Here is a 23,935-nt window from a genome sequence, read left to right on the forward strand (position 1 = left end):
CCTCAGACGCCTCAGGCGTGCGCGGCGCGGCGGTCGCGCGGCAGGTGGTTGACCAGGAATTCCATCTGGTCGGCCAGGATGTTGCGGTTGGACAGGATCAGGTGCTCCACCCAGCTCGGCCGGTAGGGCACGGCCAGCAACGGCATGTGCGCCTGCTGCGGCGTGCGATTGGCCTTGCGCAGGTTGCACGCCAGACACGCGCTGACCACGTTCTCCCACTCGTCGCGACCGCCCTTGGACACCGGCTGTACGTGGTCGCGGGTGAGTTCGCCGCGGTTGTAGTGGTTGCCGCAGTACAGACAGATATGGCGGTCGCGGGCAAACAGCGCGGTGTTGGTGAGGGCCGGGGCCGGATCCAGCGCGTGGTCGCGGCAGTGGCCGGTGCTGGCGATGATGGGGTGCAGCTGCAGCGTGCTCTGTTCCCCGCGGGCGCGGTTCATGCCGCCGTGCACGGTCAGGCAGGGGTCGCCCAGGGTCCAGGCCACGGCATCGCGCACGTAGAGGCAAGCGGCATCCTGCCAGCTGATCCAGTCGAGGATCCGGCCGGTGGCGTCCAGCGAAAGCACCCGGGTCGAACGCAGATCCGCCCGGAGCGGCACTTCCATCAGCATGCAGTCCATCCTTCGGTCAGGGCCTGGGGAAAACGCATCGCAATGCAGCGGTGTGGCTGGATCCGAGCATAGCCCAACTGTGTTGCGATTCGCATGCAAAACCCTGCCGTGGCAAACACATAGGCTGCCTGGGCGGCGGTTCGCGGCCGGCCGGGGGCGCTGCTATAGTGGGCGTTCGTCTTGAGACCCGGGCCGGGTTTGGGAGGGGGAGCCAACGGTGGCAACCCCGGCGCGGCTGGGCAGAGGTAAGTAACGTGGCTGAAGTCTTTTTCTACGAGCGTCCCGTGCCGCTCAACCGTTCCGCCCACAAGGATCTGCGCCTGAAGCCGGTGCCGAGCCTGAAGTTCGCGGCCAACGTGCACTCCGTGCCGCTGACCGGCGTGGAGTTTCCCGCCGCGGCGCGTGACGTGCCGATCCTGTTCGCCGGCGCCGACATGAAGGACGCCGGCCCGATGGCCCTGCTCGGCCTGCGCCAGAACGAGAACCTGTTCGTCGACGCCGACGGCCATTGGGCGCCGAACACCTACGTGCCGGCCTTCATCCGCCGCTACCCGTTCATCCTCGCCGAGAAGCCGGAAGGCCAGGAAGGCGACGACTTCACCGTGTTCCTCGACGAGGCCTACGAAGGCTTCAACACCGAGCAGGGCGAGCGCCTGTTCAAGGAAGACGGCGCCGACACCGAGATGCTGACCAACGCCGTCAACTTCCTCGGCGAGTTCCAGCAGCACGTGGCGCGCACGCACTGGTTCATGGACCAGCTGCGCAAGTACGACCTGCTCGAGCCGCGCAACATCCGCCTGGAGAAGGACGGCAAGACCATCAACCTCAACGGCCTGTTCGTGGTCAGCGAGGAGAAGCTGCGCCAGCTCGACGAGAAGGTCGCCCACGAGTTCCTCAAGGAAGGCGTGCTCGGCTGGATCTACGCTCACCTGCTGTCGCTGGCCAACATCGACCGCGTATCGCTGCGCCTGAACGAGCGTGAGCAGACCGAGGCCGGCAGCGCCGGCAGCACCACGGTCAACTGATCCTTGCGTTGATGCGACACGAACCCGCGGCTGCCCGGCAGCCGCGGGTTTTTTTTGCTCGATATCAACGCAGCGGCTTGGCCAGGCGCAGCAGGTCGGTGTCGTAGCCGCTCGCCTCGTACAGCGCCCGCGCCCGCTCGTTGCCCGGGAACACCGCCAGCGTCATCAGCGCGCAGCGATGCTCGCGCGCCCAGTCCTCCGCATGCGCCAGCAGCGCTCGGCCGACGCCCTGGCCCTCCTGGCCCGGCGCCACGGCCAGGTCGGAGATGTGGCAGTTGGTGCGGCCGTTGAAAAAGTCCTGGGTCTTCTGCAGGTGCAGAAAGCCCACCGGCTCGCCGTCCTCGTCCTCGGCGACGAACAGGAAGCTGTTCGGCGGCTGGTCGTCCAGATGGTGAACCAGATCGGCGCGGATGCCCTCGATGCACTCGTGCCGCTTGCGCCAGGCGGGCAGGGTGAAATCCACGAAGCGGGGCACCAGGCCGAGGATGAAGTCGTCGTCGTCTTCGGCCAGGCGGATCAGGAAATGGCGGTCGCTCATGAGCCTGCAGTGGTGGCGGTGTCCGAGCCCCAGGTTCTACACCCGGGGCCCGGGGCTTGGAAACCCTGCCGGGCGGCCGCCTGTGCCGCCCGGCAGTCGCCGAGGCCGCCGCATGCGCCTTAGCTCACCCGGAACAGCGCCGGCCCCCGGCCGGGCAGGTAGCTGCACGATCCGCTGCGCCGGCAGTGCGCAATGAGCTCGGCCTCCAGCACGCGGGCGCGCTGCCAGTCGTCCCGGCTGAACGGCATCGATTCGGCCTCGCAGCCGCGCAACTCGGCCTCGATCGCGCGCAGCCGGCAGTAGTCCTGGTAGCAAGCCACCTCGTCGGCCAGCTGCGGCCAGGCCGCGTCGACCAGGATCGCGTCGTCGAGATGGCCCACGGCGGGAACCGAGGTCGGGATCAGCATGTCCGTGCTGTGCAGGTAATCGGCCACGAGATGGGCGACCTCGGCGGCCTGGTGGTCGGGCGTCCAGTCGTGGTCCGTCACCATGCGGTCGATCCGCCCCGCGAGCTCCAGCCGCTGCGCGATCGGCCCGGGATAGCGGGCCGAAACGCGTGGCTGGTCGATCAGCTCCCGCGCGGCCGTGGCCAGCTGGTCGCACGCCAGCGGCACATGGTGAAGCTTGGCGAGCAGGCGGTTGAAGTGATCCAGCGCCGCCTGATCCACCGGGTAGTCGCCTACCAGATGGCGGCGGGCCGGATGGTGCGAAGACTGGCCGGCGGGCGGCAGCAGTGCGTTGGCGATGGGTGCGAGGAAGGGGGCTTGGGCATACATGGCGTCATCTCCGTGGGCGCGCCGCGGGGTTGCGGCGCCGGTCCAGATTCCCTCCCCGAGCGGTTTTGGGTCATGATGAAAGGACGAGGTTTGCGCGAGCGAATGCGCAGGTTTTCGTGATCGCCAGAGGGCTTGCCGATGGATCCGAGGGACTCGGACGCGGGCGGCCAGGGGACGCAACCGTATCGATTTGACGAGATCGTGGTCGATCCGGCCGCGCATACGGTGTTGCGCGCTGGCGCGGCGCAGCCGCTGGAACCGAAGGCCTTCGCCGTGCTGCTGGCGCTGTTGCGCCACCCGGGCGAACTGGTGGGTCGGGACGAGCTGCTCGACCAAGTGTGGGGACACCGCCACGTCACACCAGGCGTGCTGACACGGGCCATCGCCCAGTTGCGCCACGCCCTGGGCGACGATCCGCACGAGCCGCGGTACATCCAGACCCGGCATGCGCTCGGCTATTGCTTCATCGGCCACCTCGCCGCACCTGCCGGCGGGTCGCTCGACGCCGCGGCTCGGCCGGACACCTCGGCCACCACCACCGTCACCGAGACGAGCGAGATCGCGTCGATGGCCGCCGATCCCGGCGCGGCAGCCGCCATTGCCGCCGTGCCGCCCGACCCCCCGGTGTGGGAGCCGGATGTGGCGGTACCGGCGGCGATGCCGGCTGATCCTCCGGCCGATCTGCCGGGCCGGCTCCGTCGGCGCCCCCGCCTCGCGATGGTGCTGGGCGCGCTGGCAGCGGTCGCCCTGGTCGTGGCCAGCGCGTGGTTCGCGCGCGACCGGGCGGCGCGCCCGGCACTGACGTCGGTCGCCGTGCTGCCCTTCACCACGCTGGGCGTAGCGCCGGATCAGGACTACTTCGTCGCCGGCCTCACCGAGGAGATGCGCGATGCGCTCGCTGGCGTGAAGGGGCTCAAGGTGGCCGCATCGATCCCGCCGCAGGCGGGCGATGAGGGCCTGGACGCACGCCGTTGGGGCGCCCGGCTCGGCGTGGCGGCGATTCTGCAGGCCAGCGTGCGCCGCGAGGGGCAGCACCTGCGCATCACGGCGCACCTGTCCGATACCACCACCGGCTTCACCCTGTGGAGCCACACTTACGACCGTCAGCTCAAGGACATTTTCCAGACCCAGACCGAGATCGCCGGCGAGGTGGTGCAGGCGCTGATCGGCGCGCTGCCCACGGACGATCCGCGCTGGCGCCGGCGGCTGGCGCCGACCCACAACGAGGCGGCCTTCGACGCCTACCTGCAGGGCCTGCAATTGCTGCACCACGCCACGGGACCGGAAGACGCCACCCGCGCCGCCGAGCGCTTCGGCCAGGCACTGGCCACCGACCACGACTTCGCCAAGGCGCAGGCCAAGCTGTGCCGCCTCGAGATCTGGCAGTTCGAGAACGCGCGCAACGCGGCCGCGTTCGAGCGGGCGATGGACGCCTGCCGCCGCGCCGCGCAGATGGACCCGGGCCTGGCCGAAGTGAAGCTGGCGGTGGGCGACCTGTACCGGGCGCACGGCGATCTGGACCGCGCGCTCGCCGCCTACCGCGACAGCGAGCAGTCGCCGTCGACCCAGGCCCAGGCGCACATCGGCATGGCCAAGGTGTACGTGGCGCAAGGCCAATCCGCGCGAGCGATCGAGGAGTTCGGCCGCGCGCTCGAACTCAGCCCCGGCGACGCCGACGTCTACGCGCAGATCGGTTACCAGCAATACGCCGGCGGCGACATCGCGCACGCGCTGGAGTCGTATCGCAAGGTGGTCGCGCTGCGCCCCGAGGCCGCCGACGGCTGGAGTTCCCTCGGCGCGCTGTCCCTGGAGGCGGGCGACAGCGCCGCCGCGGCGAAGGCGCTGGAGCGCGCGGTGGCGATCAAACCCGATGCCGCCTCGCTGACCAACCTTGGCCTGATCAAGTACCAACAGGGCGATTACGCCGCGGCGATCGCCCTGCGCCGCCGCGCCGCGGCAATGTCGCCACAGGATTTCCTGATGTGGGCCAACCTCGGCGAAGCGCTGCAGGCCGATCCGGCGCAGGCCGCGGCGGCGCGCGACGCCTATCGCAAGGCCGCGGACCTCGCCGTGAATTACCTGAAGCTCAAGCCGGATGACGCCGCCGGCTGGGCCTCGCTGGGGCTGTACCGGGCGATGCTCGGCGATGGCGCCGCCGCGCGCGAGTTGGTCGGGCGCGCCGAGTCGCTGACTGGCGACCCCGGTGAAGTAGCGCTGATCAATGCCGAGACGCTGGCCGCGCTCGGCGACCTGGCGCAGGCGCGCCTGCGACTGAACCGGGCGCGCGCCGCCGGCGTGCCGGATCTGCAGATCACCAGCAACCTCACGTTCCGACGCCGCGGCCTGCTCGCGACCGCGGCGGGCGCATCGGCACCGGCGAGCAGTTCCTCCGCCCCGAATCCAAACCACGGGCACCCACCAGGAGAATGACATGGCCACCCGACCCACCCGGCCCACGCCGCCGGCTCCCCCCGGTGACACGCCGCGGCTGCCGCCGCGCCCGCCGCACGACCACGACGACCGTCTGGACGATCAGCCGCAGCAGACGGTCGTCGTGGAACTGCGCGTTGTCGTGCCGGTGCCGCCGCCCACCAAATAGACGGCTGCACGTCCGCCACGGCCAGGGCGCATCGCGCCCAGTGTCCCGGCGTGCGCCGGCGGGCGGGCTGCGCGCCGTTACAGGCGGTACTGCACGCCGGCCGACCACAGTCGGCCCGGCTCGATCTGGATGCCGTTGACGTGCTCGTGCGCCGGCAACTGCAGGAACACGAACGCATCGAGCCGGCGACCCAGCTTCAGCCCCAGCCCTGGGCTGAGGTAGGCCAGCGTGGCGCCGCTGTTGGCGCGGTCGGCCAGCGCGCCGCTCTCGCGCTGCTCGCCGTGCAGGTTGAGCTGCAGCTGCGGCGTGACGATGCCGGCATCGAGGTAGCGCAGGCCGAGGTTCACGTTGAGCGAATTGCCCGGGCGGAAGCCGTCGCGCGCGTTCATCGCCACCTGCGCCATCGCCTGGGCGAAGTACCCCACCGACTCGCCGAGGTAGCCGAACTTGTACACACCCAGCAGCGCGTCGGTGGTGCCGGTGCCGCGCTGCAGACCGCGGTCGAGCAGCTCGCCGGCGGCCGTGCCGGCGCTGAAGGTCTGCTTGAACGTGCCGGTGGGCAGCTTCACGCCGAACTGCAGGCCCAGGCTCGCGTCCGGCCTGAAGCCCTGGTAGCGCGCCAGCACGCGCACGTCGCCGATGCCCTGACCGTCGGAGGACGACAGCGTGGTTTCGCCCTCGGGCCAGGTCTCGTGATAGCGGCTGAACCAAGGCAGCTGCACCGACAGTCCCCAGGCGCGATTGAAGCTGTAGTCCGCGCCCAGCAGGGTGTTGCGGTTGATCGTCTTGCGCTGCAGTTCCTCGTCGCTGGGCAGGGCCACGCTGCCCACGGCGATGCGATGTGATCCTTCGATCAGCCGCGACTGGTTGAAGTAATCCTCGCGCAGGCTCAGGTGCAGGCCGCGGGAGGTGGCGTAACCCTGGCTGGCCCAGTCGGAATTGAGCGAGCAGCCGCAGGTGGAGCAGGCGCTGGCCAGGCCGGGCAGCAGGGTCAGGGTGCCGAGGGCGGTGAAAGCAAGGGTGCGGGTAAGGCGAAGCATGGAGAGTCCTCGAAGGGTGCGGGCACGCTACGTGGTGCGGCGTGCCCGGGTCCTGATGTCGATCAGAGCGATGGCGATATGGCCGTTGCGATCAGAGATGGATGGCGAACTTGAGCCAGCCGGTGCGGCCAGGCTCATTGACGCGCACGGTGTTGACGTAGCCGGCCAGGCCTTCCGGGGCGGCATTGAGGTGTTCGGCGTAGGTGACGCCGAACAGGTTGTCGATACCGGCGCTGAGGGTGAACGGCTTGCCGAGCCGGACGCTGCCGTTGATCGAGAATACGCCGAAGCCGGCGCTGGGCCCCAGATCCTGGCCGACGATGTTACCCTCGCCCAGCGCGACGCGATGCTGTGCCGCAGCCAGCCGCCACAGGCCGCCGATCGACCACGCATCGCGCGCGTAGGTGAGGCCGAAGCGTGCTTCCAGCGGCGGCATCTGCGGCAGCGGTCGGTGCTCGCTGCGGTTCTCGCCCCAGGCGGTGCTGAGCGTGGCGTCGCCGGTCCAATGGTCGTCGAACGCGTAGCTCACGCCCGCCTCGCCGCCGGCGATGCGTGCGCGCACATTGCTGGCGGTGCCGGTGCCCATCGCGCTCATCGGGTAGTGCATCAGGATGAAGTCCTGCACCACGCCTGCGTAGCCGGAGATCCAGGCTTTCATGCGCGCGTCGTGGTACTGCACGCCGATGTCCAGCTGGGTGGTCTTCTCCGGATCGAGCTGGCGGAAGCCCGGCAGCGACACGTCCACGTGCTGACCGAACAGCTCCCAGTAGTCGGGGAAGCGCTCGACGTGGCCGATGCCCGCATAGAACGTGGCCGGCGACGCGGCGAAGTCGCGCTCGTAGCGGACGAAGCCGGAGGGCAGGGTGGAGGAGCGGCTGGCGTCGACGGTTGCGGTGTTCATGCCGCCACTCATGCCCATGCCACTCATGCCCATGCTGCCCATGTCCATGCCGCCGTCCATGCCACCACCCATGTCCATCCCGCCGCCACCGGCCGCGGTGGACAAGCCATAACCGCGGGCCTGGGCGCGATCCAGCCGCGCGCCGCCGATCAGCCGCTGGCGCTTGGCGAAGGTCCAGCGCAGTTCGCCGAAGGCGCCGACGTCCGCCATGCGCGCATCGCGCTGGCGCGGGTTGAGGTGATAGTCGCTCGCGCTGCCCGGCTTGCCGCCGTTGCGCACGGTGTGCGCGTTGGTCGAGCCATCGATGCCGGTGACCAGCTGCAGCACTTCGTCCCAGCGCCAGGTGCCGGCGATGCGGCCGCCGTTCGTGCGGCGAGCCACGTCGGAGGCCATCGCCATCGGCATCATGCTGGCCGGGTCGGGATCGCGCAGGGTGTAGTTGTCCATCACGTGGTCGGCGTAGTTTGTGTACGCCTGCACTTCGAGCTCCTCCCAGTGCGTGGTGAGGTGCTGCTGGGTCCACTTCAGCGCCGCGCTCTCGCGTAGGAACTGCGAGCCGTCCATGCCGCTGAAGGCGTAGGCCGCCTGTCCGTTGCCCTTGCCCACGGAAAGTTCCAGCCGGCTGTCGTCGGTGGGCGTCCAGCCCAGCGTGGTGTCCACATTCCAGCGGTCGTAGCGCGAGTGCACGCGGTCGCCGTTGCCGTCTTCGTAGTCCTGCGAGTGGGTGTGGTTGGCGCTTACGCCGAGGTAGCCCGACGGCGCGCCGGCGCGCAGGTCGAGGTTCTGATCGTTGCGGCCCCACGAGCCGCCGAGCACGCTGGCGTCGACGCTGTAGCCGGGCTCGGCATAGCGGCTGAAGTCACGGTCGAAGCGCACCACGCCGGCGGAGTTGCCGGGGCCGTAGATCACCGTCTCCGGCCCCTTGATCACGGTGACGCGGTCATAGAGTTCCGGCGCGATGTACGCGGTCGGCGGATCCATCCGTGCCGGACAGCCGCCGCCGATCAGGCCGCCGTCGATCTGGATGCCGAGCCGCGAGCCGCTCATGCCGCGCAGCACCGGGTCACCGTTGCTGCCGCCTTTGCGGATCACGGAAAAGCCGGGGATGCTCTTGAGCAGGTCGGCGCCGTCGCTGGCCGGCACCGGCTGGCGCGGGGCCTTGGGATCGGTGACGACGGTGAGCGGACTGTCGGGCATCGGCGCGGTGACCACGACCGGTGCGAACTGCTGCGCATGATCGGGGCCGGTGCCGTCATCGGCATGGACAGCGGCCAGCGGCAGGCCGGCGATGACGATGGCCAGTGCCAGGGGCAAGGGGCGGCGAGCCGGCCGGGACTTGGGACGATAGGAAGACATGGGGAACTCCAAAGGCGGAAAACGGGATTTGGTGGGGCAGGATCAGCGGCGCGGGCCGCGCGACGAGGCGCAGCGGCAGGTGCCGGCCCGGTGCGGCGGCGGAAACGCCGCCGCGCCAGCCCGGGCGCGGGTTGACCGACAGGGGGCGGACAGCTCATGCATGGCCGGGTGCCGTGTCGGTGCGCTCCGGCAGGCCGAGCAGTCGCCGAGCGCGCGGTAGCCGTCGCAGCAGCCATCGCTCCACGGCGAGCACCGCCAGCATCGACACGCCCAGCAGCGGCAGCAGCACGCCGAGCACGGCCAGCGTCGCGACCATGGCGCGCGGATACCGCGCCGAGGTGTACGGCGGCGCGCCGATGCTGCCGTTGCCCTGCGGACGGCCGCGCCACCACAGCGTGGCCGAGCTCAGGCACATGGTGATCAGGCCGAGCGCCGCGAACGCGCTCAGGATCTGGTTCAGCGGCGGAAACAGGGCGCCTTGATGGATGGCCACGCCGTAGCCCACCCAGCGGTCCAGCATCGGTTTCTGGGCGAAGTCCAGGCGGCTCACCACCGCACCGCTGTGTGGATCGAGGGTGAGCTCGGCCTGGCGGGTGCTGTCGGCGGCCGTGGACCGCGCGCTCCAGTGCGGCGTCCTGCGCGATGGCGGGGCCACCAGCACGGGCGGCGCCAGGTGCTGGGCGATCACCGCCGGCAGCACGCGATCGAGCACCGTCAGGTCGGTGCCCGCCGGCGAACCGTCACCGGCCATCGCCATGCCCTCGTGGCCGGCGTGCGGCGCGGGCGGGGTGTTCTGTGCCGCGATGCGGGCGCGCTCATCGGCGCTGCCGATGATCCAGTCCTGCACCACCGGTGCCGCCATCGCCTGGCGCGCCTCGCGCAGCAGGCCGCCCCACGATTTGGCCCAGGGCAGGCCCGACACCAGCAGGAACAGCGCCAGCAGCGACACCCACACGCCGGTGACCGCATGCAGGTCGCGCAGCGCGGTCCGGCTGCCCTGGCGCAGGCGCGGATAGAGCACGCCGCTGAGCCGGCGCCCGCGTGGCCACCACAGGTACAGGCCGGTGAGCAGCAGCAGGATCGTCCATGACGCGGCCAGTTCCACCAGCATCGAACCGGCGGTGCCCGCCCGCAGTTCGCCGTGCAGGTAGAACACCACGCGCATGAAGCGGTCGTTCTCGCGCACCACGTGCAGCACGCGCAGCGACGCCGGGTCGACGTAGACGCGGATCAGCTCGCCCCCGCGCCCCAGCAGCACGCGCGTGGCCGCATGCGCGGACGAAGGCAGCTCGTAGGCGTTGAGCACGGTGCCGGGCACGGCGGCGAGGGCGGCCTTCACCTGGGCGGAGGCCGGCTGCGGGGCCGCCTCGGTGACATGCGCGTAGCGCTGTTCCAGCAGCGGCTCCAACTGCGGCCGGAACAGGTAGACCAGCCCGGTGCAGGCCAGCCACAGCACGAACGGCAGGCAGAACAGGCCGGCATAGAAGTGCCAGCGCCACAGCAGGCGATAGGCGCCGACGGCCGGCGCGCCTTGTCCGGTGCGGGCCATCACAGGCTCAGCCGCAGGTCGGCCACCCAGGTGCGCTGCGGGAACGGGTGATAGAGGAAGTAACGGCGGTCGTTGAGGTTGTCCACGCCGACGCCGGCGGTCAGGTGTTCGTCGATGCGGTACTGCACGCGCGCGTCGAAGAGCGTGAAGCTGTCGAACGCGCCGAAGACGCCGTGCGTGTTGTCGGTGTTGTCCAGCGTGGAGTACTGGCGGCCGCTGTAGCGACCGGCCACGGTGAGCGCCCAGCGGTCGTCGGGTCGGTAGGTCGCCACGGCGGTGGCGCGCCAGCGCGGCACGTACGGCGCGTGCTTGCCGTCCGCGGTGGTCCCGGCGCTGCTGGCGAAGCGATCGTTCGACAGCGTGGTGGAGTCGACGAAGGTGATGCTGCCGGACAGCTCCAGGCCGCGCAGCAGCACGTGCTTGCGCTGCATCGCCAGTTCGATGCCACGGTTGCGGATCTCGCCGACGTTGGTCACGTAGTTGACCGGCACCGGATAGGTGGCGAGGAAGGCGGTCTGCTGGACCAGCGCGTCGCGCGTGTTCTCCTGGAACAGCGACAGACGGGCCGATCCGGCGTCGTCGAAGCGTTCGAAGGCCAGCTCGCCACTGCGCGTGCGCTCGGGCCGGAGGTCGGGGTTGGGCGAGGCGTAGGTGGCGCCGGTGGAGACCAACTGGTAGAGCTCACCCACGGTCGGGAAACGCACGGCCTTGGCCAGCGAGCCGGTGATGCGCCAGCCGGGCGCGAGATCCCACTGCAGCGTCGCCTTGGGCGAGAACGCGCGGTGGCTGACGCGCGGCTGCGCCACCGCGGCGCCGCCGGTCAGGTTGAAGCCGTCGCGGGCCTGCCACCACTCCTGGCGGCCGCCGAGCGTGAGCAGCCAGTCCGGCGCGAACGCCCAGGCATCCTGCAGCCACAGCGCGCGGATGGTGGTCTTGCCGCGCCCGGCCGAAGACAGCGCGCCCACGCTGTCGCGATCACGCCATGCCAGGAGGTTGTAGGTGGGGTTGTCCAGCGAGTAGCGGTCGTCGTGCGCGCCGAGCGAGATCTCCTGCCCGCCGCCGTATCCGAGCGGGCGCCAGGTGCCGGACAGGTCGACCGTGCGCCAGCCGGTACCGGCGTAGCTCGCCAGTCGGCCGTTGTCGCTGAGCGTCGTGCCGCCCGCCACGCTGGCCGGCGACCACTGGCGATCGGCGAGAAAGGCGTAGCGGGTTACCACCGCTTCGCCGTCGAAGTCGCCGTGGGTGTCGGTCTTGAGCGAGGCGGCCTGCATCAGGTGGCGTGCCTGTACGCCGTACGTGTTGCTGGCGAAGCCGCCGATGCCGGCATAGGTCGGCTGGCCGCTGCCGTCGCGCAGATAGCTCTCGGCGCGGGAGTGGCCGTCGTTGGTCCAGTAGCCGGCCAGGTAGCTCGCCTTGAGCCACGGCGTGAGTGCGTATTCCAGCTTGCCGTTGAGATTGAGCATGCGCGTATGCAGCAGGCCACCGGCACCCAGCACGTTGGCGGCTTGGCCGGTCTTGTTGCGCGCCGGGTAGGCGCCGTCGGTGCCGTCCGGCACGCCGGCGCTGGTGATGAAGGAGAGCGGCTCGCTGAAGCTGTTGGTTGCCGTGGCACCGACGAACCAGCCGAGCCGCCCCTGGCGGCCGCCGGCGGTCAGGCTGGTCTGGCTCGTGCTGTAGCTGTCGTGCGTGCCGTACAGGTCGAACGACTGCACCGCGAAGGTCTGCTTCACGGTGAACTCGGTGTGCTCCGGCATCCGCGTGACGATGCGCATGACCCCGCCCATCGCATTGCCGGCGTAGGCGGCCGAATACGGGCCGTAGAGCATTTCCACGTGATCGATCGCTTCGGGCGAGGCCATGCCCCAGCGGGGCGCGCCGATGGTGTTGTTGTTGGCGATCAGCGCCGACACCGGGATGTCGTCGATGTACACCAGCGTGCGCGCGCTCGAGTTCACCCCCCAGCTGCGGGTGGCCAGCACCGGCTGGGTATCGCCGAAATTGCGCTTGCGGATGAACACGCCGGGCAGGTACTTGGCGGCATCCTCCACGTCCACGGCGTTCACCGTCTCGCGCACCTGGTCGGCGGTGGCGATGGCGGCGGTGGCGGGAAAGCGGGGACGCACGGTCGGTTCCGCCGGTGCGTCGGCGGAGACCTTCAGGCCCTGCAGCGTGGTGACCTGGCCGGCAGGAGCATCCGGCGTGGCGGGGCGGGTGTCGGTGGGCGCGGCGGCGGCCGCACTGGCGGACAGGGTCAGGCACAGCGCCCCGAGGGCCCTGCGATGCGTATGGCTTGGCATGGTGGTGTCGATCCGGATCAGGGCCGCGTGCGCCGGGACGGCGACTACGCGGCAGGACGCCATGCACGCAATCACGCCGTGCCGGAGGGCGGCGACGGCGTGGATGCAGCACGGCACACGGCGCCCGGCGCGGGTCGCGCCGGGGCGGTTTCAGGCTCGGTCGAGGATCACGGGTGGGCCGCGTGGCGCGGCGGCGAGCAGGATGGCGCTACCGCGCTCGGGCGGCAGCGCAGCCACCGGCAGAAGGCCAAGGCGCAGCAGCGCCGGGACCACGGCCGGCGTGCCGTCGGGGAGGATCGAGTGGCCGGCCAGCAGGCCGCAGTAGCCGCACTTTTCCAGCAGGTGGCCGCTGGGCGGGGTCTGCGTGCCGTCGGGATGGTGGACGCCGCAGGCCCCGATGCTGATCAGCGAATCCAGCGGGTTGGCCAGCGTCTGCGACACCACGGGCGCCACGATCGTCAGCCAGAGGGCGACGATGGCAAGCCAGGCGACGGGGCCTCGATGGCGGTGCACGGTGGACAAGGCTGGACGGTTCGTTGATTCCCTAGTGGGAGATCATCGCATGCGGCGGCCGGTTCGTGCCCTGTGACAAGGCGTCACTGGGCTGCAGGACCTCGCCGCCGACTGGGTGAGGCCGTCAGTGCGCAGCAGCAGCCTGCGCCACCAGCGCGTTGATCTCCCCGAGAATCCCGTCGAGCGCGCTTTCGTCGTAGCCCACGTGCAGATGGGCAATGGTGCCGTCCGGCCGGAACATCACCATCACCGGGATGCTCTCGTTGCTGCCGTAGGGCTTGCCCGTGCTGCCGTCCTCATCCCAGGTCATCACCAGACTGGGCAGGATGCGATGTATGTTCCGCGTGGTCCGCACGAAAGTCTCGCGGCTTTCCTGGTCGTTCACCGCTACGATCTGCAGCGGCAGGTGCCGCTGCGTTGCCACCTGCTGGATGTTCGCGAGGGTCGGCAGTTCCTTCATGCAGTAGCCGCACCAGGTGGCCCAGAAGCTGGCCACCACCACCTTGCCGCGCATCGAGGACAGCGTGAGGTGGGTGCCGTCGCGGGTGACGCCCAGCGCGTCGGGCGGCGTATCGCCCGGTTGCAGCGTCGATGCCGCCAGGGCGCCGGTGCAGGTGAGCAGACAGGCAAACAGCACGGCCATCCGACGCATGAGCAATTCCCCCTTGGATTCGGGGCAGCGTAGCAAGCCCTACGATCCGCAGACAGGACACCCGGTGGTGGATATCCGCACAAAAAAACGCCCGGCGATGCCGGGCGTTCTTGGGAGCTTGCGGCGCGTACTTACGCGATTTCGGGCAGCGTCGCCACGCCCGCTTCGATGCCGGCCTGGTGCACCAGGCAGCGCGGCAGGATGCGGGTGAAGTAGAAGCTGGCGGTGTCGCGCTTGGCCTGTTTGAACGCGGCCGGCTGGCTGCTCTTGTCCGCGGCGGCCACGCTCTTTGCCCACAGGTAGGCGAGGGTGACGTAGCCGGAGTAGTACAGGTAATCGTTAGCGGCGGCGCCCAGCTCCTCCGGGTTGCCCTGCACGCGCTGGGCCAGCTTCATGGTCATGTCGCCCCACTGCTTGGCGTAAACAGCGAGCGGGCCGATCAGCGCGCGCAACGACTCGTCGGCGCTGTGCTGCTGGCAGAAGCCGCTGATTTCTTCCAGCAGATGCTTGAAGCCCACGCCTTGCAGCTGGAGGATCTTGCGCCCCAGAAGGTCGGCGGCCTGGATGCCGGTGGTGCCTTCGTACAGCGTGGTGATGCGCGCGTCGCGGGCGAACTGCTCCATGCCGTTCTCGCCGATGTAGCCGTGGCCACCGTAGATCTGCAGCGCCTCCTTGGTGCACTCGATCGCTAGCTCGGTGACCAGGCCCTTGGAGATCGGGATCAGGAACGCCACCAGCTCACTGGCCTTCTGGCGGGTGGCCTCATCCTTGGCACGTGCCTCGATGTCCACCTGCAGCGCGTTGTAGAGCACCAGCAGGCGCGAGCCTTCGACGAAGGCGCGCTGGGTCAGCAGCATGCGGCGCACGTCCGGCTGCACCAGCAGGTTGTCGGCCGGCTTGTCGGGGAACTTCGCGCCCGACAGTGCACGCGACTGCAGGCGCTCGCGGGCGTAGTTGAGGCTGTTCTGCAGCGCACGCTCGGCCAGCGCCAGGCCCTGCACGCCCACCGCCAGGCGCGCGGCATTCATCATGGTGAACATCGCCATCAGGCCCTTGTGCGGCTTGCCGATGAGGTAGCCCTCGGCGCCGTCGAAGTTCATCACGCAGGTGGCCGAGCCCTTGATGCCCATCTTGTGCTCGATGGCGCCGGCGAACGCGCTGTTGCGCTCGCCCAGCGAGCCGTCGGCGTTCACCTTGAACTTCGGCACGATGAACATCGAGATGCCGCGGCTGCCGGCCGGCGCGTCGGGCAGGCGGGCGAGGACGAGGTGCACGATGTTCTCGGTGAGGTCGTGCTCGCCGGCGCTGATGAAGATCTTGGTGCCGGTGATCTTGTACAGGTCGGCGTCGTTGATGCCCTTGCCGGCGGGCTCGGCGCGGGTCTTGAGCAGGCCGAGGTCGGAGCCGGCCTGCGGCTCGGTGAGGCACATCGTGCCCGTCCAGCGGCCTTCCACGATCGGCTGCATGTAGAGCTGGCGCTGCCACTCCTCGCCGTGCAGTTCCATCGCGTGGCAGGCGCCTTCGGACAGCAGCGGGTACAGGCTCCAGGACAGGTTGCCCGACTGGAACAGCTCGGTGGTTGCCGTGCCCATCACCGCCGGCAGCGCCTGGCCACCGTAGGCCTCGGGCATGGTCAGGCCGGCCCAGCCGCCTTCGGCGAACGCCTTGAACGCTTCCTTGAAACCCTTCGGCGTGGTGACCGTGCGGGTGGCCTTGTCGTAGTGGCAGCCCTCGACGTCGCCCGGCCAGTTGGTGGGCGCCAGCACCTGCTCGGACAGCTTGCCGGCTTCTTCGAGCACGGCGTCGAGCAGGTCGCGGGTGTGGCCCTCGCCACCTTCCAGGCCGGTGAGCACGGCTTCGGCGCCGAGTACGTCGAAAAGGGCGAAGCGCTGGTCGTCGAGTGGGGCCTTGTAAAGCGTCATGGCGATGTCCTTCGGTGGAATGCGTGGAACCGGATTACGGTCAGCGGAATGTGTTGGGAATGCCCGGGGCCGGCGAGAGCCAGTCGTTGCCGCTGAAGTCGAAGCTGCGCGGCTGCTTCTCCTGCTCGGGCTTGGCGGTGGCGCGGCCGCTGACCCGATAGGCCAGCGAACCGCCGCTGCCCTTGGCGGCGGTGGCGGCAAGCGCCTTGCTCATCTCGGGCGTGGGCAGCACGTCGAGTTCGACGATGTCGCCGGAGAGCGCGGGGATGTCGCGCTTGAACGTGCCGTGCAGCCGCACCGGCACCCCCTCGGCCACCTGCAGCGTGCCTTCAATGGCGGTGAAGTCCATCTCGCCGTAGCTGTTGTTCTGGATGCGCACGGTGAGGTGCCAGGCGCCGCTGGGCTGCACCTGCAGTTGCTGGATGCTCACTGCCGGCGGGAACACGCTTTTGCGCGGCGGCCCGCAGGCGATCAGGCCCAGGGCGAGCACGACGGGGACGATCCAGCGCAGCAGACGCATCACGGCTTCTCCAAACGATCGTTTGAATGCTCGATTCTAACCACCTTTGCGTGGCGGCCGAAACCGTCGCGGGCGTGTGCGGGATGTCGCAGCTGGGGTGGCGCCGGCGTCGAGGGGTTCAATGACGATTGCGGTTGAAGGGGCCGAGAGGCATCGCCGCCGAAGCCGCACCCGCAAGAGATCGGGCGTTTGCTGTTTTTGTGGGGCGGCGTCAGCCCGACCGCTTCGGACGGATGGGCGAAGCGGTCACGGCCTTTGACCCGGGAGCCGCGGTTTCAACGATCACGACGAACGGGCATCATCAGCGTTTACCCATCACCGGATCGTCCGCATGCCTGCACGTTTCATCGCCCGCCGCTCGCCCATCCACGGCAATGGCGTGTTCGCCACCGAGGTCATCCGCAAGGGCGAGGAAATCGTCCAGTACAAGGGCACGCTGATGACCCACGCCGAGGCGGACGAGATGTACGGCGACGGCGGCGAGACCGGGCACACGTTCCTGTTCACGCTCAACGACGACTACATCATCGACGCCAACCGCAAGGGCAATACAGCGCGCTGGATCAACCACAGCTGCAACCCCAACTGCCGCGCGGTGATCGAGGAAAGCGCCAGCGGCGATCCGCGCAAGGACAAGGTGCTGATCGAGGCGATCCGCACGATCAAGCCCGGCGAAGAGCTCACCTACAACTACGGCATCGTGCTCGACGTGCCGTACACCGCGCGGCTGAAGAAGCTGTGGCAGTGCCTGTGTGGCTCGCCCAATTGCACCGGGACGTTGCTGCAGCCCAAGCGCTGAGTGCTACGGCTCGCCGGTGCGTCCCGCATTTGTAGCTGTCGGCTCTGTGTCGTCTTGATACGCGATCTTCCGGCGCACTCGAACCTCGAGTGCCGTCATTCCCGCGAACGCGGGAATCCATTTTGATCTTGGAGCAGAAACCCAATGGATTCCCGCGTTCGCGGGAATGACGACGAGGCGGGATGAGCGCCCGCGAAAAGTGGCGGGCGTTGAGCGCTACAAGCTAGGGCCTTCGTCAGGAGCGCCCCAATGTCTTTCCAGACTCAGACCCGAAACCCCAGCGTCGCCTGCACCGCCATGGTCCAGCCGGCATACAGCGCCTCGCGACGCTCCTTCGGCATCGACGGCGTGAAGCGGCGATCGACGGCCCACTGCTGCGCGATCTCCTCGCGACTGCTCCAGAACCCGACAGCCAGGCCGGCAAGGTAGGCCGCGCCCAGCGCGGTGGTCTCGGCCACGTCCGGGCGCAGCAGCGGCACGCCGAGGATGTCGGCCTGGAACTGGGCGAGAAAGTCGTTGGCGATGGCGCCGCCGTCGGCGCGCAGCTCCTTCAGTTCGATGCCGGCATCGGCCTGCATGGCGGCGAGCACGTCACGCGTCTGGTAGGCCATCGACTCCAGCGCGGCGCGCACAAAGTGCTCCTTGCGGGTGCCGCGGGAGAGGCCGAACATCGCGCCGCGCACGTCGCTGCGCCAGTACGGCGCGCCCAGCCCGACGAAGGCCGGCACCAGGTACACGCCATCGTTATCGCCGGCGCGCTCGGCATAGGCCTGCGAGTCGCTGGATTTGCCCAGCATGCGCAGTCCGTCGCGCAGCCACTGCACCACCGAGCCGGCGACGAAGATCGAGCCTTCCAGCGCGTATTCCACGCTGCCGTCGAGGCTCCAGGCGACCGTGGTCAGCAGCCCGTTGTCCGAGGCCACGGCCTTGCTGCCGGTGTTCATCAGCATGAAGCAACCGGTGCCGTAGGTGTTCTTGGCCATGCCCGGCTCGAAGCAGGCCTGGCCGAACAGTGCCGCCTGCTGGTCGCCGGCCACGCCGGCGATCGGTACCTCGTGCCCGAAGAAGCTGGCCGGCGTGGTGTGGCCGTAAACCTCGCTGGAGGAACGCACCGCCGGCAGCATCGCCCCGGGCACGTCGAGCATCGCCAGCAGCTCGTCGTCCCAGTCCAGCGTGTGGATGTTGAACATCAGCGTGCGCGAGGCGTTGCTCACGTCGGTAACGTGCACCTGGCCGCCGGTGAGGTTCCAGATCAGCCAGCTGTCGATGGTGCCGAACGCCAGCTCGCCGCGGCGGGCGCGCTCGCGTGCGCCTTCCATGTGGTCGAGGATCCACTTCACCTTGGTGCCGGAGAAGTAGGCATCGATCAGCAGGCCGGTCTTCGCGCGCACCATCGGCTCGTGGCCGGCGGCCTTGAGCTGGTCGCAGATGTCTCGGGTCTGCCGTGACTGCCACACGATGGCGTGATGGATTGGCTGGCCGGTGGACCGGTCCCACACCACGCCAGTCTCGCGCTGGTTGGTGATGCCGATGCCGGCGATCGCCGCGGCCGGCACCTGCGCGTTGTTCATCACCTCGGTAATGGTGGTGAGCACGCTGGTCATGATCTCGCGGGGGTTGTGCTCCACCCAGCCCGGCTGCGGAAACAACTGGCCGAACTCGCGCTGCGCCATGCCCGCAACGCGACCGGCGCGGTCGAACAGGATGGCGCGGGAACTGGTGGTGCCCTGGTCGATGGCGAGCATGTACTGCGCAGAGGTCACGGCGGCTCCCGGGTCGGCCGATCGAGTGATGCGCAGTGTGAAACACGCCCGGCTCGCGTGCACGGCACGGCGCCGCAAGCGACCGCCGCCGATCACGGCGAGGTCACGTGGCGGCGACGCCCACACCATGCCCACCTGGCCATGCTGCGTTCTCCCTTACATCCCCACCCCTGGAGCCCCCATGAGCCAAGCGAACATCAAAGGCCGCCGCGTCGCCGTTCTCGCCACCGACGGCTTCGAACACTCCGAGCTGACCGAACCCAAGCGCCTGCTGGAAGAGGCCGGCGCGGATGTCACCGTCATCGCGCCGGGCGACAGTGCGCAGATCAAGGGCTGGAAAGGTGGCGACTGGGCCGGCTCGGTGCCGGTTGACCTGGCGCTGGGCAAGGCCACGGTGGACGATTTCGACGCCCTGGTGCTTCCCGGCGGCGTGATCAATCCGGACAAGCTGCGGCTGAAGCCCGAAGCGATCGACTTCATCCGCGCGTTCGGCGACAGCGGCAAGCCGGTGGCCGCGATCTGCCACGGCCCGTGGACCCTGATCGATGCCGGCCTGGTGATGGGCCGCAAGGTCACCTCGTGGCCGTCGCTGCGCCACGATCTGGAGAACGCCGGCGCGCAGTGGCACGACCGCGAAGTGGTGGCCGACGGCCAGCTGATCACCAGCCGCAAGCCGGACGACATTCCGGCGTTCGCCAACGCGCTGATCGAGAAGCTCGCCGCCTGAGTGGCGCTGGCGGCGAGCGCGTCGCGCGACCCGGAGTTCACAGCGGGTGATTCCCTGTAGGAGCGGCTTCAGCCGCGATGCTCTTGTGGCGTTGAGCGAAAGGCATCGCGACTGAAGTCGCTCCTACATAAAGCGTCGCGCGCGATCAGGCCTTCTGCTTGAGCGCCTTGAGCACGTCCTCGGGGCGGATCGGGATGTGCCGCAGCCGCACGCCGCAGGCGGCGAAGATCGCGTTGCCGATCGCCGGGCCGACCACCGTGGTCGCCGGTTCGCCCAGCCCCACCGCCGCCTCGGTGCTGGGCATGAACTCCGCCGCCAGCGCCGGCACGTCCATGGTGCGCAGCGGGGTGTAGCGGTCGAGATTGGTGTCGCGGATCTGTCCGCTGTCGAACGCGTTGCCTTCGTGCAGCGCCATGCTCAGCCCCCACAGCGCCGCACCCTGCACCTGCGCCAGCGCGCCATCGGGATGCACGATGGTGCCCGCGTCCACGGCCAGGAACAGCTTCTCCACCGTCACCTTGCCGCTGGCGCGATCCACCTTTACCCGCGCCACGCAAGCGACCCAGGTGGGCATGTCGCGTTCCTGGCCGAAGCTGGTAGCGATGCCCAGGCCCGTGTCGGGCGGCAGGCTCTCGCCCCAGCCGGCCATCGCGGCCGCGCGTTGCACCACTCCCGCCTGGCGCTTGGCGCCGCCCACCGCGTTGGGTGCGCTGCCGGCGTTCTTGCCGGTGGCGTCGAGCAGCTTGAGACGGAACTGCACCGGATCGGCGCCGACCTTGTGCGCGGCCTCGTCCATGAAGCTCTCCAGCGCCCAGTTGGTCCAGCCCGGTCCCACCGAGCGCAGCCAGCCGGGGCGGAACGCGCGGTTGGCCAGGTCGTTCGACAGCGCGCGCACGCGGTGTTTGCCCACGGTGTACCAATGGTCGGCGCCGGAGATGGAGAACGGGTCGTACGGCTCGCCGTTCTTGCCCTTGGGCATGAACGCCGGAACCATCACCTTGGTCGGCCAGCCGGCGGCGGCGTCGTGCTGCATGGCGACCACGTTGCCGCCCTTGTCGAAGGCCATGCGCAGGCGCTGCACCGAGGGTGAGCGGAAGGAGTCGAAACGCAGGTCGTCGGCGCGGGTCAGGGTGAGCTTCACCGGTTTCCCCACCGCCTTGGCGGCCAGCGCAGCCGGCACCGCATAATCGCCGTTGAGCCGGCGACCGAAGCCACCGCCAAGCAGGTAGGTGCGCATCACCACCTGCTTCTCGTCCACACCCAGCGCCTTGGCCAGCGTGGGCAGGATCAGCGACTGCCACTGGTTGCCGGTGTGGATCTCCCAGGTGCCGTCCTTCTCCAGCGCCAGCGCATTCACCGGCTCCAGCTGGAAGTGACTCACGGCGGCGGTGGTGTAGCGCTGCTCCAGCGCCGAGGCGGCGTTGGCGAAGGCGGCGTCCACGCCTTCATCGTCCACCACGGTGGAGCCGGCCTTGGGGTCGGCGATGAGGCGGTTGGATTCGTCCTCCAGCTCCTTGTCCGAGACGCTGGCGGTGTCGTCGTTCTGCCAGGTCACCTTGACCTTGGCCGACGCCTGCATCGCCGCCCAGGTGGAATCGGCCAGCACCACGACCCAGCCGGGCACGGTGTCGGAGGGATCGTTGAGCGTGATCGAGCGCAGGTAGCCCTTCACCGACTTCGCCGCGCTGTCGTCCACCGACACGACCTTGGAGCCGTTGCGGGTGGGCGGGATCTTCGGGGCACCGTAGAGCATGCCTTCGACTTCGGCGTCGATGCCGTACACGGCGCGGCCGTTGGTCTTGCCGGGCACGTCGAGCGCAGCGGTGTCCACGCCGACCAGGCGCCGCTCGGCCGGCGGCTTGATCGGCATGGCCTTCAGGTCATCGGCCGAGAACGTGCGCGAGAGCTTGCCGGCCTGCACGATCTTCGCGTAGCTCACCGAGCGGCTGCCGGCATGCACGGCGCTGTCGCGGGCGGTGCAGGCGGCGGGCTTGACGCCGAGCAGGCGGGCGCCTTCCTCGATCAGCGCGGTACGCGCGGCGGCGCCGGCCTGGCTGAGCTGCGGAAAGCTCTGCCACACCGACCAGCTGCCGCCGGTGACCATCGTGCCCCACTTCGGATCGGTGTCGACGTGCTCGATGCGCACCTGCGACCAGTCCGCCTCCAGCTCGTCGGCGAGGATGCGCGCCAGCGCCGTGCCCACGTGCTGGCCCATCTCGGCACGAATGATGTTGACGGTGATGGTGCCGTCCGGCGCGATGTGCACCCACAGATTGGGGTCATAGCCGCCGCTGGCCAGCGCCGCGTCGGGCGACTGCCCGGGCAGCAGCACCGCGGCGTGCGCGAACGCCATCATGAAGCCGCCGGTGGCGGCGGCGCCGATCAGGAAGCTGCGGCGCGACGGCGAGGCCGGGGCGTCGGCCGCCGGATCGTGGCGAAGGAACTTATTCATGGCTCGCCCCCTGGATCTCGGCGGCGGCCTGCTTGATCGCCTCGCGGATGCGCGGGTACGCCATGCAGCGGCACAGGTTGCCGCCCATCACCTGGTTGATGTCTTCGTCCGTGGGCGAGGGGAAGTCACGCAGCAGCGTGGCCGCCTGCATGATCTGCCCGCTCTGGCAGTAGCCGCACTGCGGCGCCTGGGTGGCGATCCACGCCTTCTGCAGCGGATGGTCGCCGTTGGGCGAGAGCCCCTCGATAGTGGTCACGGTCTGCCCGTAGGCGGCGCGCACCGGCGTCACGCACGAGCGGATCGCGCGACCGTTCAAGTGGACCGTGCAGGCGCCGCACATGCCGATGCCGCAGCCGAACTTGGTGCCCTTGAGCTTGAGCGTGTCGCGGATCGCCCACAGCAGGGGCATGTCGTCGTCGACGTCCACCGTGACCGCTTGCCCGTTGAGTTGGAACTGGCTCATGGATCGAAGCTCCGCTGAAATGGCGTGATTGGATCAATGCTGGCCGCGCGCGCCGCCGTTCGGCGTGCGCAGCGCGGCGACCTTGCTCGGCAGGTCGGTCCACGGCGGCTGGTCGGTCTGCGTGCGGCGCAGCCAGGCGGCGAGCCGGGCGATCTCCTGATCGTTCAGGGCGTGCGCGTAGGCGGGCATGGCCAGGCCGGGCAGGCCTTCGTCAGTGCCCACGCCGTGCAGGATCACCTGGATCAGCGTCGACGGATCGGGGCTGGTGAGCGCGCTGTTGAGGCCGAGCTCCGGCCGCACCGCCGCCGGCATCGGCCCGCGGTTGTAGTGGCATGAAGCGCAGGCGGCCGCGTACAGGTGCGCGCCGGGATCGGTATCGGCGTGCACGGGCGCGGCGGCCCGCGTCATCGCCTGGGCCAGCGCTGCCTGGTTGCCGCCGCCCTTGGCGTCGCCGCCCATCCGGTCGGCGATGTACACGGCGATGGAGTGGATGTCGCTGTCCGGCAACCGGGCTAGGCCCTCATGGACTACCTGTGACATCGAGCCGGCCGCCACGCCGTGCAGCGCGGTGCCGCCCTGGCGCAGGTAGGTCTCGATTTCTGCCGTGGTCCAGGCCAGCGGTGCGGGATTGGCGGGCGTGAGCGCCGGCGCGTACCAGTGATCGACCACCGCGCCGGCATAGCGCGCATCGCCCATCTTCTCCGCGCCCAGTTTGTTGCGCGGGCTGTGGCAGGCCGAGCAGTGCGACAGGCCTTCGGCGAGATACGCGCCGCGATCCCACTCGGCGCCCTTGCTGCCGTCCGGCGCGAACGCGCGGTCGCGGAAGAACAGCAGCTTCCAGCCGGCCTGCAGCGCGCGGACGTTGAGCGGGAACGGGATGTCCGGCGCCGGCGTGGCCGCCTTCACCGGAGCGCGCGTCATCAGGAAGGCGTACAGCGCGTGCAGGTCCTCGTCGGTGACGAGGTTGAAGTGCTGGTAGGGGAAGGCCGGAAACAGATGCGAGCCATCACGCGCTACGCCCTTGCGCATCGCACGCACGAAAGCCGCTTCGGACCAGCTGCCGATACCGGTGTCCGAATCGGGCGTGATGTTGCTGGAGTAGAGCGTGCCAAACGGCGTGGCCATGGCATAGCCGCCGGCGTAGGGCCGCCCACTCTTGGCGGTGTGGCAGGTGGCGCAGTAGCCGGCGCCGGCGAGCACCTCGCCGCGGGCGACCAGGTCGGGTGCGAAGCTGCTCGCCTGCGGCGGGGCGATCGGTTCGATCGCGCTGCGCCAGGCCAGTGCGAACAGGCCAACGACGGCGAGCACGATGAGTGCGAGGAGGCCGAGCAAGAGACGTCTGATCATGGCGATGCCTGCCGTTCCTTGAGTAAAGGCGTTGGACGAGCGAGTCGTTCCACCTGCAGCGCTGCTTGCGCGGGCCTCCCGGCAT

The 23,935-nt window shown here is 69.6% G+C and carries 20 protein-coding genes; 5 read left to right on the plus strand and 15 right to left on the minus strand.

Features of this window, described 5'->3' with window-relative positions:
* Positions 1-11 precede the first annotated feature (11 nt).
* Positions 12-611, minus strand: coding sequence for an HNH endonuclease (locus ACQVBX_RS00540; protein ID WP_431635951.1), 600 nt, complete (start codon positions 609-611; stop codon positions 12-14).
* Between the two features lie 254 nt (positions 612-865).
* On the opposite strand from ACQVBX_RS00540, the gene ACQVBX_RS00545 reads away from it, so the two are divergent.
* Positions 866-1,636: a SapC family protein gene (locus ACQVBX_RS00545; protein WP_431635952.1), complete on the plus strand. Its 771-nt coding sequence runs from the start codon at positions 866-868 to the stop codon at positions 1,634-1,636.
* A gap of 64 nt (positions 1,637-1,700) precedes the next feature.
* Here the strand turns inward: ACQVBX_RS00545 and ACQVBX_RS00550 are convergent, their stop codons facing one another.
* Positions 1,701-2,174: an N-acetyltransferase family protein gene (locus ACQVBX_RS00550; protein ID WP_431635953.1), complete on the minus strand. Its 474-nt coding sequence runs from the start codon at positions 2,172-2,174 to the stop codon at positions 1,701-1,703.
* A 119-nt stretch (positions 2,175-2,293) separates the two neighbouring features.
* On the minus strand, positions 2,294-2,950 hold the full coding sequence (locus ACQVBX_RS00555; protein ID WP_431635954.1) for a hypothetical protein: 657 nt from the start codon (positions 2,948-2,950) through the stop codon (positions 2,294-2,296).
* Positions 2,951-3,088: 138 nt separating this feature from the next.
* Here ACQVBX_RS00555 and ACQVBX_RS00560 point away from each other — a divergent pair, with 138 nt between their 5' ends.
* Positions 3,089-5,380 carry a winged helix-turn-helix domain-containing protein gene (locus ACQVBX_RS00560; RefSeq protein ID WP_431635955.1) on the plus strand — a complete coding sequence of 764 codons (2,292 nt, stop codon included), beginning with the start codon at positions 3,089-3,091 and terminating at the stop codon, positions 5,378-5,380.
* A 1-nt stretch (position 5,381) separates the two neighbouring features.
* Positions 5,382-5,549 (plus strand): hypothetical protein, encoded by a 168-nt coding sequence (locus ACQVBX_RS00565; RefSeq protein WP_431635956.1) that lies wholly within the window; start codon positions 5,382-5,384, stop codon positions 5,547-5,549.
* 77 nt (positions 5,550-5,626) lie between these two features.
* Here the strand turns inward: ACQVBX_RS00565 and ACQVBX_RS00570 are convergent, their stop codons facing one another.
* The 8 genes from ACQVBX_RS00570 to ACQVBX_RS00605 all read right to left on the minus strand — a co-directional run bounded on the left by ACQVBX_RS00570 (position 5,627) and on the right by ACQVBX_RS00605 (position 16,299).
* Entirely contained in the window at positions 5,627-6,589 is a 963-nt protein-coding gene (locus tag ACQVBX_RS00570) for a hypothetical protein (protein ID WP_431635957.1), read from the minus strand.
* Positions 6,590-6,680: 91 nt separating this feature from the next.
* On the minus strand, positions 6,681-8,846 hold the full coding sequence (locus tag ACQVBX_RS00575; RefSeq protein WP_431635958.1) for a TonB-dependent copper receptor: 2,166 nt from the start codon (positions 8,844-8,846) through the stop codon (positions 6,681-6,683).
* 154 nt (positions 8,847-9,000) lie between these two features.
* Positions 9,001-10,395, minus strand: a complete 1,395-nt coding sequence (locus tag ACQVBX_RS00580) for a PepSY-associated TM helix domain-containing protein (protein ID WP_431635959.1) — start codon at positions 10,393-10,395, stop codon at positions 9,001-9,003.
* Positions 10,395-12,692, minus strand: a complete 2,298-nt coding sequence (locus tag ACQVBX_RS00585) for a TonB-dependent receptor (RefSeq protein WP_431635960.1) — start codon at positions 12,690-12,692, stop codon at positions 10,395-10,397. The genes ACQVBX_RS00580 and ACQVBX_RS00585 overlap by 1 nt, the downstream gene beginning before the upstream one ends.
* Before the next feature lie 150 nt (positions 12,693-12,842).
* Complete coding sequence (locus ACQVBX_RS00590) at positions 12,843-13,205, minus strand: DUF2946 domain-containing protein (protein ID WP_431638085.1); 363 nt, start codon at positions 13,203-13,205, stop codon at positions 12,843-12,845.
* Positions 13,206-13,329: 124 nt separating this feature from the next.
* Positions 13,330-13,857 (minus strand): TlpA family protein disulfide reductase, encoded by a 528-nt coding sequence (locus ACQVBX_RS00595; RefSeq protein ID WP_431635961.1) that lies wholly within the window; start codon positions 13,855-13,857, stop codon positions 13,330-13,332.
* 131 nt (positions 13,858-13,988) lie between these two features.
* Positions 13,989-15,779 carry an acyl-CoA dehydrogenase C-terminal domain-containing protein gene (locus tag ACQVBX_RS00600; RefSeq protein WP_431635962.1) on the minus strand — a complete coding sequence of 597 codons (1,791 nt, stop codon included), beginning with the start codon at positions 15,777-15,779 and terminating at the stop codon, positions 13,989-13,991.
* Between the two features lie 40 nt (positions 15,780-15,819).
* Complete coding sequence (locus ACQVBX_RS00605) at positions 15,820-16,299, minus strand: hypothetical protein (protein ID WP_431638086.1); 480 nt, start codon at positions 16,297-16,299, stop codon at positions 15,820-15,822.
* A 331-nt stretch (positions 16,300-16,630) separates the two neighbouring features.
* Here ACQVBX_RS00605 and ACQVBX_RS00610 point away from each other — a divergent pair, with 331 nt between their 5' ends.
* Positions 16,631-17,098, plus strand: a complete 468-nt coding sequence (locus tag ACQVBX_RS00610) for an SET domain-containing protein (RefSeq protein WP_431635963.1) — start codon at positions 16,631-16,633, stop codon at positions 17,096-17,098.
* Between the two features lie 263 nt (positions 17,099-17,361).
* On the opposite strand, the gene glpK is transcribed toward ACQVBX_RS00610, so the two are convergent.
* Positions 17,362-18,843: a glycerol kinase GlpK gene (glpK, locus tag ACQVBX_RS00615; protein WP_431638087.1), complete on the minus strand. Its 1,482-nt coding sequence runs from the start codon at positions 18,841-18,843 to the stop codon at positions 17,362-17,364.
* Between the two features lie 199 nt (positions 18,844-19,042).
* Here glpK and ACQVBX_RS00620 point away from each other — a divergent pair, with 199 nt between their 5' ends.
* A complete protein-coding gene (locus tag ACQVBX_RS00620; RefSeq protein ID WP_431635964.1) occupies positions 19,043-19,588 on the plus strand; it encodes a type 1 glutamine amidotransferase domain-containing protein in 546 nt (181 codons plus the stop codon).
* Between the two features lie 145 nt (positions 19,589-19,733).
* Here ACQVBX_RS00620 and ACQVBX_RS00625 read toward each other — a convergent pair whose 3' ends face one another.
* From ACQVBX_RS00625 to ACQVBX_RS00635, 3 genes are read right to left on the minus strand one after another with little or no spacing between them, the layout of a single operon-like run.
* Positions 19,734-22,040 (minus strand): molybdopterin cofactor-binding domain-containing protein, encoded by a 2,307-nt coding sequence (locus ACQVBX_RS00625; RefSeq protein WP_431635965.1) that lies wholly within the window; start codon positions 22,038-22,040, stop codon positions 19,734-19,736.
* Entirely contained in the window at positions 22,033-22,503 is a 471-nt protein-coding gene (locus tag ACQVBX_RS00630) for a (2Fe-2S)-binding protein (RefSeq protein WP_431635966.1), read from the minus strand. The genes ACQVBX_RS00625 and ACQVBX_RS00630 overlap by 8 nt, the downstream gene beginning before the upstream one ends.
* A 33-nt stretch (positions 22,504-22,536) precedes the next feature.
* The gene (locus tag ACQVBX_RS00635; protein WP_431635967.1) at positions 22,537-23,850 is read right to left on the minus strand and encodes a c-type cytochrome; all 1,314 of its coding nucleotides are present in this window, start codon (positions 23,848-23,850) and stop codon (positions 22,537-22,539) included.
* Positions 23,851-23,935 lie beyond the last annotated feature (85 nt).

The sequence above is a fragment of the Dyella thailandensis genome (genome assembly GCF_050749815.1).
Lineage (GTDB): Bacteria > Pseudomonadota > Gammaproteobacteria > Xanthomonadales > Rhodanobacteraceae > Dyella_A.

Excerpts from the sequence above, each read along its gene's own strand:
- ACQVBX_RS00540 (WP_431635951.1), bottom strand. The coding sequence starts at position 611 with ATGCTGATGGAAGTGCCGCTCCGGGCGGATCTGCGTTCGACCCGGGTG.
- ACQVBX_RS00550 (WP_431635953.1), bottom strand. The coding sequence starts at position 2,174 with ATGAGCGACCGCCATTTCCTGATCCGCCTGGCCGAAGACGACGACGAC.
- ACQVBX_RS00555 (WP_431635954.1), bottom strand. The coding sequence starts at position 2,950 with ATGTATGCCCAAGCCCCCTTCCTCGCACCCATCGCCAACGCACTGCTG.
- ACQVBX_RS00560 (WP_431635955.1), top strand. The coding sequence starts at position 3,089 with ATGGATCCGAGGGACTCGGACGCGGGCGGCCAGGGGACGCAACCGTAT.
- ACQVBX_RS00565 (WP_431635956.1), top strand. The coding sequence starts at position 5,382 with ATGGCCACCCGACCCACCCGGCCCACGCCGCCGGCTCCCCCCGGTGAC.
- ACQVBX_RS00570 (WP_431635957.1), bottom strand. The coding sequence starts at position 6,589 with ATGCTTCGCCTTACCCGCACCCTTGCTTTCACCGCCCTCGGCACCCTG.
- ACQVBX_RS00575 (WP_431635958.1), bottom strand. The coding sequence starts at position 8,846 with ATGTCTTCCTATCGTCCCAAGTCCCGGCCGGCTCGCCGCCCCTTGCCC.
- ACQVBX_RS00580 (WP_431635959.1), bottom strand. The coding sequence starts at position 10,395 with ATGGCCCGCACCGGACAAGGCGCGCCGGCCGTCGGCGCCTATCGCCTG.
- ACQVBX_RS00585 (WP_431635960.1), bottom strand. The coding sequence starts at position 12,692 with ATGCCAAGCCATACGCATCGCAGGGCCCTCGGGGCGCTGTGCCTGACC.
- ACQVBX_RS00595 (WP_431635961.1), bottom strand. The coding sequence starts at position 13,857 with ATGCGTCGGATGGCCGTGCTGTTTGCCTGTCTGCTCACCTGCACCGGC.
- ACQVBX_RS00600 (WP_431635962.1), bottom strand. The coding sequence starts at position 15,779 with ATGACGCTTTACAAGGCCCCACTCGACGACCAGCGCTTCGCCCTTTTC.
- ACQVBX_RS00605 (WP_431638086.1), bottom strand. The coding sequence starts at position 16,299 with ATGCGTCTGCTGCGCTGGATCGTCCCCGTCGTGCTCGCCCTGGGCCTG.
- ACQVBX_RS00610 (WP_431635963.1), top strand. The coding sequence starts at position 16,631 with ATGCCTGCACGTTTCATCGCCCGCCGCTCGCCCATCCACGGCAATGGC.
- glpK (WP_431638087.1), bottom strand. The coding sequence starts at position 18,843 with ATGCTCGCCATCGACCAGGGCACCACCAGTTCCCGCGCCATCCTGTTC.
- ACQVBX_RS00620 (WP_431635964.1), top strand. The coding sequence starts at position 19,043 with ATGAGCCAAGCGAACATCAAAGGCCGCCGCGTCGCCGTTCTCGCCACC.
- ACQVBX_RS00625 (WP_431635965.1), bottom strand. The coding sequence starts at position 22,040 with ATGAATAAGTTCCTTCGCCACGATCCGGCGGCCGACGCCCCGGCCTCG.
- ACQVBX_RS00630 (WP_431635966.1), bottom strand. The coding sequence starts at position 22,503 with ATGAGCCAGTTCCAACTCAACGGGCAAGCGGTCACGGTGGACGTCGAC.
- ACQVBX_RS00635 (WP_431635967.1), bottom strand. The coding sequence starts at position 23,850 with ATGATCAGACGTCTCTTGCTCGGCCTCCTCGCACTCATCGTGCTCGCC.